The sequence below is a fragment of the Ruegeria sp. BHSB064 genome, from assembly GCF_059613205.1.
Genome location: NZ_JBXWSB010000154.1, coordinates 1 through 8,693 on the forward strand (window position 1 = coordinate 1; position 8,693 = coordinate 8,693).

The 8,693-nt window shown below is 57.8% G+C and carries 9 protein-coding genes; 4 read left to right on the forward strand and 5 right to left on the reverse strand.

The window, feature by feature from the left end:
* The 5 genes from AC2FNU_RS22185 to AC2FNU_RS22205 all read right to left on the reverse strand — a co-directional run.
* Positions 1-522: ATP-binding cassette domain-containing protein (locus AC2FNU_RS22185; protein ID WP_496792711.1), on the reverse strand; the 522-nt coding region annotated here is incomplete at its 3' end.
* Positions 519-1,334: an ABC transporter permease gene (locus AC2FNU_RS22190; RefSeq protein ID WP_496792714.1), complete on the reverse strand. Its 816-nt coding sequence runs from the start codon at positions 1,332-1,334 to the stop codon at positions 519-521. The genes AC2FNU_RS22185 and AC2FNU_RS22190, both read right to left, overlap by 4 nt.
* Entirely contained in the window at positions 1,331-2,278 is a 948-nt protein-coding gene (locus AC2FNU_RS22195; protein ID WP_496792718.1) for an ABC transporter permease, read from the reverse strand. Before AC2FNU_RS22195 ends, AC2FNU_RS22190 begins: the two co-directional genes overlap by 4 nt.
* 40 nt (positions 2,279-2,318) lie before the next feature.
* Positions 2,319-3,320, reverse strand: coding sequence for a ligand-gated ion channel (locus AC2FNU_RS22200; RefSeq protein WP_496792723.1), 1,002 nt, complete (start codon positions 3,318-3,320; stop codon positions 2,319-2,321).
* Between the two features lie 131 nt (positions 3,321-3,451).
* A complete protein-coding gene (locus tag AC2FNU_RS22205; RefSeq protein WP_496792727.1) occupies positions 3,452-4,939 on the reverse strand; it encodes an ABC transporter substrate-binding protein in 1,488 nt (495 codons plus the stop codon).
* 170 nt (positions 4,940-5,109) lie between these two features.
* Between AC2FNU_RS22205 and panB the strand changes: the two genes are divergently transcribed.
* From panB to AC2FNU_RS22225, 4 genes are all read left to right on the forward strand, one after another.
* Positions 5,110-5,949 carry a 3-methyl-2-oxobutanoate hydroxymethyltransferase gene (panB, locus tag AC2FNU_RS22210; protein WP_496792733.1) on the forward strand — a complete coding sequence of 280 codons (840 nt, stop codon included), beginning with the start codon at positions 5,110-5,112 and terminating at the stop codon, positions 5,947-5,949.
* The gene (gene panC / locus AC2FNU_RS22215) at positions 5,946-6,797 is read left to right on the forward strand and encodes a pantoate--beta-alanine ligase (protein ID WP_496792735.1); all 852 of its coding nucleotides are present in this window, start codon (positions 5,946-5,948) and stop codon (positions 6,795-6,797) included. The genes panB and panC overlap by 4 nt, the downstream gene beginning before the upstream one ends.
* Positions 6,798-6,866: 69 nt before the next feature.
* Positions 6,867-8,345 (forward strand): glycerol kinase GlpK, encoded by a 1,479-nt coding sequence (gene glpK / locus AC2FNU_RS22220; RefSeq protein ID WP_496792738.1) that lies wholly within the window; start codon positions 6,867-6,869, stop codon positions 8,343-8,345.
* A gap of 79 nt (positions 8,346-8,424) precedes the next feature.
* Positions 8,425-8,693, forward strand: a 269-nt coding sequence (locus tag AC2FNU_RS22225; protein WP_496792742.1) for a carboxymuconolactone decarboxylase family protein, incomplete at its 3' end; no start/stop codon positions are given.

Sequence of the window (8,693 nt, forward strand, 5' to 3'; positions counted from 1 at the left end):
CTCGTCCGCGATCAGCAGCTTGGGGCGCAGGGCAATGGCCATGGCGATCACCACACGCTGGCGCTGCCCACCAGACAGCTCATGCGGATAACGGGACAAAGGGAATCGATCGGCAGGCAAACCGACGCGGGTCAGAACCTCTTGAGCGCGCATCCGAGCCTGGGAAGGCGGCATCGCCTTGTGGATCAGGATCGTTTCTATCACCTGATCGCCAATGGTTTTGACGGGGTTGAGCGCTGTCATCGGCTCTTGAAACACCATCCCGATGGATGCGCCCCGCAATACGCACATATCGGTCTCGGACCGGGTCAGCAGATCTTCGCCCTCCAATTGGACCAGGCCGTCTACCTGTGCACCATTCGGAAGCAACTGCATCACTGCCAAGGCCGTCATGGATTTACCCGAACCGCTTTCTCCCGTGACGGCAACGATCTGACCGTGATCGATGGACAGGTCGACCTGTTTCAGGATTGGTGCCCCATGGATCGAGAGTGACAGGTTCTGGATGCGCAACAAACTCATGCCCGCGCCACCCTGATCCGGGGATCCAGCCAATCCCGCAACCCGTCGCCCAGCAGGTTCAATCCCAGAACCGTGACGATGATCGCCACGCCCGGAATCAGAGCCAAATGCGGGGCAAAACTGACCATTGTCTGTGCATCCGCCAGCATTCTGCCCCAACTTGGCGTGGGTGGCTGCGCCCCCAGACCGACATAGGACAGACCGGCCTCAGCCAAAATTCCAAGGCTGAACTGAATGGTGCCCTGAACGATCAGCAAGTTGGCGACATTGGGCAGGATGTGCTCGACCGATATCCGCGCTGCCCCTTTGCCCGATACGCGAGCGGCAAGGATGAACTCGCGCTCCCACAGCGACAGTGCAGCGCCACGGGTGATGCGGGCAAAAACGGGGATGTTGAAGATACCTATAGCGATGATGGCGTTGATCGCTCCGGCACCAAACACGGCGGTGATCAGGATCGCTATGACCAGAGAGGGGAAAGCAAAAACCAGATCGTTGCCGCGCATGATGACCTCATCCAGCAACGATCCTTTGCGGGCCGCGGCTGTCAGGCCAAGGGGGACGCCCAGCGCCATGCCGATCCCCACGGCCACCAAAGCCACCGCAATGGACGTACGCGCACCGACCATGATCATCGAGAACATGTCGCGCCCGAAGTGGTCCGTACCGAACCAGTGCTGCGCATTTGGGGGCTGTAGCTTTTCAGGAATGCTCAGGGTCGCGTGGTCATAGGGGGTCCAGACAAACGAAATCAGCGCAGCCAGCACCACAAGAGATGACAGAAAGGCACCCAGAAACAGGTTGCGGCTCATGTCCTGCTCCTCAGCCTTGGGTCGACGGCGGCATAAGCCAGATCGACCAGGAAATTCACGGTGATCACGGCAAAGACCAGCAACATAACCACCGATTCTACAACGATCAGGTCACGGGCCGAAATCGCCTGAAACACCAATCGCCCGAGGCCGGGAAGGTAGAACACCTGTTCGATGATGATCGCTCCGGCCAGCAGGAACGAAAATTGCAAACCGATGATGGTCAGCACCGGGATCAGCGCATTTCGCACACCATGCCGCCATAGCGCCTGACGGCGGGACAAACCCTTGGCCCGGGCGGTGCGCATGAAATCCTCGCCCAGAATATCCAGCAGGGCCGAACGCATCACGCGAGCGAGGATAGCCGCCTGTGGCAGAGCAAGCGCAATTGCGGGCAGGGTCAGCGAATGTAATCCGGCCCATATCCCGTTGCTCCAACCAACAAACCCACCCGCGTTGAACCAGCGCAGGTTGATGGCGAAAATCAGCACAAGCATCATCGCAAACCAGAAATTGGGGACAGCAATGCCCAACTGCGTGGCGCCCATGACCGCCAGATCCCCCGGCTTGCCCCGGCGAGCAGCGGCGTAGATCCCGGCGGGGAAGGCGATCAAAGTTGACAGGGTCAACGCATAAAGTGCCAGCGGCAAAGACACCCAAAGCCGGTCCGCGATCATCTGAGACACCGGTGTGCGGTACGTGTAGGAGGTGCCGAAATCCCCCACCAACATGCCACCAACCCAGTTGAAATACCGCTGTACTTTTGACCCATCCAGACCCAGTTCGGCCCGCAACGCGGCAAGTGTATCCTCTTGCGCGTTGACCCCCAGCATGAACGAGGCCGGATCGCCCGGTGCGACTTCGATCACCGCGAAGATGACAGCCGAGGCAACAGCCAAGCTGATCAACAACGAAATCAGGCGTTTAAGGGTATAGCGGAGCATTGGCACCACGTTAGGGTCACATCAGGCGCGGGTCCAGCACCTATGGGACCAAAAGAAACGCGTAAATCGCATAGACAACGATCGCAGCATATCCCAACGGATAGATCCACTTGATCGCATAATTGTCCAGAACCCGCGCCGCACCTTCCTTGCCGGAAACCTTGAGCCTTCGCAGCGCGACGTTGAAGACAATCAGTGCACCAGTCATCAAGAACATGCATTGCAGGACAAAATCCAGAAAAGTCAGATAGCCCAGCTTTGGCAGATCAGCTGAAATGGCCCAGTTGAACGCGACAAAGACCAACAGGTTGCCCCCGGCAATCTCGATCCTGCGGCGGTATTCATCCAGAAAGAATAGCGCCCAGCCAACCGCAATCAGAACCAGCATCGGCAGAAAGACTCGAATGACATAGTAGGTCAGGTGCCGATTGCCGTCGAAAACAAGCGCGACCTGATCGCTTTCCCGTCCGGAAAGCCCCACGACCTCAGATGTTTCCAGGCGTGCATTGCCTAAAATCCACTCTTCTTCACCCAACAGATCGCCAAGTCCCGAATAGTCCTCGAGCGGGTAATAGGACACGTAATCGGACGGAAAAATTGAAACGACTTCGAAGTGAAATTCCTGTGTATCAAAGGGATATTTTCGAAAATCGAAATGCGGTGCCTGTAAAGTCAGCGAGGATTTCTCGACATAAACCACACGCCCGTCATAGCGCAGGGACGCCGCAGATTCGTGTATCCATTTGTTGGATTGCTGGTTGTGGATGACAAAGGCAGGCAGAACGGTGCCAATCTCTGCTGCATGGTCGGCCAGGTCCGGCGGGTTGAACACCCTGATGTCGCGCCCAATCTCGGCCTGATCAAACGCCAGCGCTGGATCAATCCACTCGACCCGCAAAACCACGACAGCGCCATAGTTTTCAGCCTTTTGATCTACGCCTGTGATCTGGTCGATGCGGATTCCTATGCCAACTTCCAATGGGTTGTCTGGTGTGCCTGTCAATGCATCCAGCCGCCCGCCCAAAGCATTCTGGGCCAGCACCGCACCCGGGAAAATCGAAGTGAGGCAAAAAACTAGGGCAAGAAAGCAAAAAACACGAAGCACGCACATAACCAGAAACACCCAAAAAGCGCAAAGCCGGGGCGGCGTCAGGCAGCCCCGGCTGAAGACCTTTATTCAGACCAAGTGATTTGGGTCAGGTCTATTGCTGCCGTAGGGGCGTTTTCCCACAATCCTTGCACACCAGCCTTTGCGACGCCCAGTTTGGCCAACTGGAACAGATAGCCGTTTACATAGTCGGTCGAGATCAGGCGCTGCGCTTCGCCCAACAGGCGGGCACGTTCATCGGGATCGGTGGTGGCGTTCAGCGTATCCATGAGCGCTTGAAAATCAGTGCTCTCATACTGGAAGTAGTAATCGGGCCGCGCATAGATTCCGATGTCCATGGGTTCCGTATGACTGACAATCGTCAGACCAAAATCCTTACCCCTGAAAACCGATTCCAACCATTGCGCCCATTCGACATTGATGATTTCGGCGGTGATGCCGACCTCAGCCAGTTGAGCGGCAACAATCTCTCCCCCCCGGCGCGCGTATGAAGGTGGCGGCAGGTGGAGCGTGGTTTCAAAACCGTTCTCAAACCCGGCCTCGGCCAACAGCGCCTTTGCCTGTTCCGGATCATAAGCAGACTGTTCCGTCAAATCGACATAAGCCGGGTGGTGCGGTGCGAAATGTGTGCCGATCGGCGTGCCATAGCCAAACATCGCCCCATCGATTATCGCCTGCCGGTCGATGGCATGAGCGACGGCCTGCCGGACAAGAATATCGTCAAACGGGGGCTGCTTGTTGTTGGTGGACAGGATCGTCTCGCCCTCGGTTGTACCGACCAGAACCTGAAAGCGCGGATCGGCATCAAATTGTGGCAGGTTTTCCGGCGCCGGAAAGTTGTCAAACACGTCCACATCCTCGGCCATCATGGCTGCAAACGCAGCGGTCGGGTCCGAAATGAACTTGAAGGTTGCAGTCTCTAACGCTGGCTGATCGCCCCAATAATCGGGGTTGCGGTTCAGCGTGATGCTGTCGCCCTGCACCCAGTTGCCAAAGGTGTAGGCCCCGGTGCCGACCGGGTTGGTCTTGATGTTTTCAATGCTTTCGGGCGCGACAATGACCGCATCTCCCCAAGCCAGATTGAACAGGAAATTGCCGTTCGGTTCCGACAGGGTGACTTTAACAGTCAGCGGGTCCACAACCTCGACGCTTTCAATCCCCGCGAACAGGGCCTTCTGCGCGTTTGCACTGTCCTCGGCGGTTGCGCGATCAAGCGTGAACTTGACATCCTCGGCATCCATGGTGGTGCCGTCATGGAAGGTCACACCCTCGCGCAATTTGAAAGTATAGACCGTACCATCGTCAGAAATCTCCCAGCTTTCCGCCAGGCCCGGAACGACCGAGCCGTCGCCCATAAAGCGGGTCAGCCCTTCGAAGATGTTGGTGTAAACCACCGAGTCGATGGCCTGCGCCGCAGCACTGGTCGGGTCCAGATGCGGGGGTTCAAGCTGCATCGCGATGGTGATGTCCGATTTGGCATAAGCCTGCGTGGCAAGCAGACCAACGCCCACCGCCAAGGTCGACGCAAATGTCCTGAACATGAATTTTGTCATGTGAACTCTCCCTACTGAAACTGGTTGCGCCCTTGATTTCAGGGCCATTTTGAGACCAGTTTTCCTGTAAACCTGAGGTCAATCAAGGGAATGTTCGCGCAACCGGGGTTTCTTTGGCCCTGTTCGGTCTGCTATGCCGCACTGCAACATAATACCTGCAGGAGCGACCCATGAGCGCCACCGCCCGCAAGAAAGCCCCGAACGCCGAAGATATTCGCGCCCAAAAAGGCGGGGCACCGCTGGTCTCGCTTACCGCCTATACCACGCCAATGGCACGTCTTATGGACGCGCATTGCGACTTTGTTCTGGTGGGCGACAGCGTGGGCATGGTGCTGCACGGGCTGGAATCCACGCTGGGCGTCACGATGGAGATGATGATCCTGCACGGTCAGGCCGTATCGCGCGGATTGGACAAGGCGATGATGGTCATCGACATGCCGTTTGGCAGCTACGAGCATTCACCTGCTGACGCCTTCCGCAATGCCGCGCGTCTTATGGCGGAAACAGGTGCCGGGGCCGTGAAGCTGGAAGGTGGCGTTGAGATGACTGAAACCATCCGCTTTCTGGTCAAGCGCGGCATCCCCGTGATGGCGCATATCGGCCTGACGCCACAGTCGATCAACACGCTGGGTGGCTACAAGGTGCAGGGCCGTGATGAACAGGCAGAAGCCGTTATGGCAGATGCCCGCGCCGTGGCAGAGGCCGGTGCGTTTTCAGTCGTTCTTGAAAAAGTCCCCCAAGGTCTGGCAGACCAAATTACCGAAGAGGTCGCGATCCCGACCATCGGTATCGGCGCATCCGCAGGCTGTGACGGGCAGATTTTGGTCGTGGACGACATGGTCGGCTTTTTCACCGCCTTCAAACCCAAGTTTGTCAAACGCTATGCCGAGCTCGGCCCGCTGGCCGAGGCTGCCATCGCGGAATACGCGGCCGACGTGCGTGCGCGCACTTTCCCGGCAGACGAACATGTCTTTTCCGATCAGGCTCCGGTCAAAGGGGCCAAGACATGACGGCACCAATTTTGCGGTCTCTGGCCGAGCTGCGCGCCAAAACCACCGAATGGCACCGCAATGGCGATGCGATCGGCGTGGTTCCGACCATGGGTGCGCTGCACGAAGGGCATTTGTCGCTGGCGCAGGCTGCAAAGGAAGGATGTGACCGGGTCATCGTGACGATCTTTGTGAATCCCAAACAGTTCAACAACCCTGACGATCTGGCCAAATACCCCCGCACTGAACATGAGGACGCAGAGAAATTGGTGCCTTACCAAGTGGACGCGATCTATGTGCCCAACCCGCAGGAAGTCTATCCTGACGGCTTTTCCACCACAGTTACGGTTGCTGGACTGACCGACATGATGGAAGGCCCGTTCCGTCCAGGCCATTTCGAGGGCGTCGCCACCGTTGTCGCCAAGCTGTTCCTGCAAACACAAGCAGATCGAGCCTATTTCGGGGAAAAAGACTACCAGCAGTTGCTGGTTGTCCGCCGTATGGCCCGCGATTTGGACATTCCAATCGAGGTGATCGGCTGCCCCACTGTGCGTGAATCCTCAGGACTGGCAATGTCGTCTCGCAACCTTCTGCTTTCCCCTGATGGGCTGAAGATCGCGGAACATATGAACAAGGTCATGCAACAGGTGGCCCATGACCTGGCCGAGGGTGGTGATTTCGCAACTCTGGCGCAAGATGCCAAAGAGCAATTGCTGGCGGTCGGGTTTTCCGAAGTTGAATACATCGATCTACGCTGCGCCGAGACGCTGGAAAGCCTGCCCAATGCCAGCAGGCCAGCCCGCCTGTTCGTCACCGCGTGGGCCGATGGCGTCCGTCTGATCGACAATATCCCGGTTGATCCGGCCTGATTTCTGCTCTGGCCCCTGCGCCTTTGTTTGCGCTAAAGTCCCGCAAAACGAGACCGGGGGAGAGCGGACATGACCTATATTCTGGCAATCGATCAGGGCACCACGTCCTCGCGCGCCATACTGTTTGATGCGCAAATGCAGCCTGTAGGCACCGCACAACAAGAGTTTCCCCAGCACTTCCCTCAGGAAGGCTGGGTTGAACATGACCCCGAAGATATCTGGTCCAGCGTTTTGCATGTGTGCCGCGAGGTGATGGAGACCACTGGCATTTCCACCGATCAGATCGCCGGGATCGGAATCACCAACCAGCGTGAAACAACGGTCGTCTGGGACAAACAAACCGGCAAAGCGATCCACAATGCCATCGTCTGGCAGGACCGCCGCACCGCTGATATCTGTGCCCGCTACAAGCAAGCCGGGTGCGAGGATGATGTCACCGCCCAAACCGGTCTGCTGCTGGACCCATATTTCTCGGGCACCAAAGTGAAATGGCTTTTGGACACCGTTTCGGGTGCCCGTCAGAGGGCCGAAGCCGGAGAACTGTTGTTCGGCACGATCGACAGTTTCCTGATCTGGCGTCTGACCGAAGGCCGTGTCCACGCCACAGATGCCACCAATGCCGCCCGTACCCTTTTGTTTGACATCCACAAAGGCACATGGAGCGCCGAGATTTGCGACCTTCTGGATGTGCCCCTGAAACTCCTGCCTGACGTACTTGATTGCGCTGCGGATTTCGGCTCCACCACTTTGTTCGGGGGCGACATTCCTATTTTGGGCGTTGCAGGCGACCAGCAAGCCGCCACAATCGGACAGGCTTGTTTCCAACCTGGCATGATGAAATCCACCTATGGCACAGGCTGCTTTGCCTTGCTGAACACAGGCGCGCAGCCGGTTCAGTCGAAAAACCGCCTGTTGACGACCGTTGCTTATCAGTTGGACGGTCAGCGGACTTATGCATTGGAAGGGTCGATCTTTATTGCCGGGGCCGCCGTACAGTGGTTGCGTGACGCGCTACAGATCATCGACGCAGCCCCACAAAGTGGCGATTTGGCCACGCGGGCCGATCCGAACCAGCATGTGGTGCTTGTGCCCGCCTTCACCGGTCTGGGCGCGCCTTATTGGAAACCTGACTGTCGCGGCGCGATGTTCGGGCTGACCCGCAACTCGGGCCGGGCCGAGATCGCGCGCGCCACGCTGGAAAGCATCGCATTCCAAACCCGCGACCTTTGGCACGCCATGCAGGGCGACTGGGGGGCTGACGCCAATGTCATCCTGCGCGTCGATGGCGGGATGAGCGCGTCTGACTGGACCATGCAGGGCCTGTCGAACTGTCTGGGCGCGCCGGTGGACCGTCCGGTGATGCAGGAAACAACTGCGTTGGGGGCCGCATGGCTGGCTGGCATGAAGGCCGGGGTTTATCCCGATCAAGATGGGTTTGCACAAACATGGCGACTGGACACGCGCTTTGAGCCCAACATGGCACAAGACGACCGCGATGCGGCCTATGCCCGCTGGCAACGTGCAGTGCAGGCGGCAATGACGTTTTGACCCATCAGATTTGTTTTCCGAAACACGTCTGCGCCGCTGGCGTGGGCTCACTTTCAACGCAATCCCCGCAGGAAGCGCTATGACATCTTTTGAAATCCTCACACCTGACAACGCGCCCGAAGACGCAAAGCCATTCCTGGACAAGGCCAAAGCAGGTTACGGGGTGATTCCGAATCTGCAGGGGGTTATGGCGCTGTCGCCGCAATTGCTTCAGACCCATCTGGACTGTCTGGACGAGTTTGCCAAAACAACACTGACCCCAGCAGAGCAGCAAGTGGTGTATCTGACCGTGAACTTCGAGAATAACTGCGAGTATTGCGTTCCCTGGCACACGAAGTTGGCGCGTAT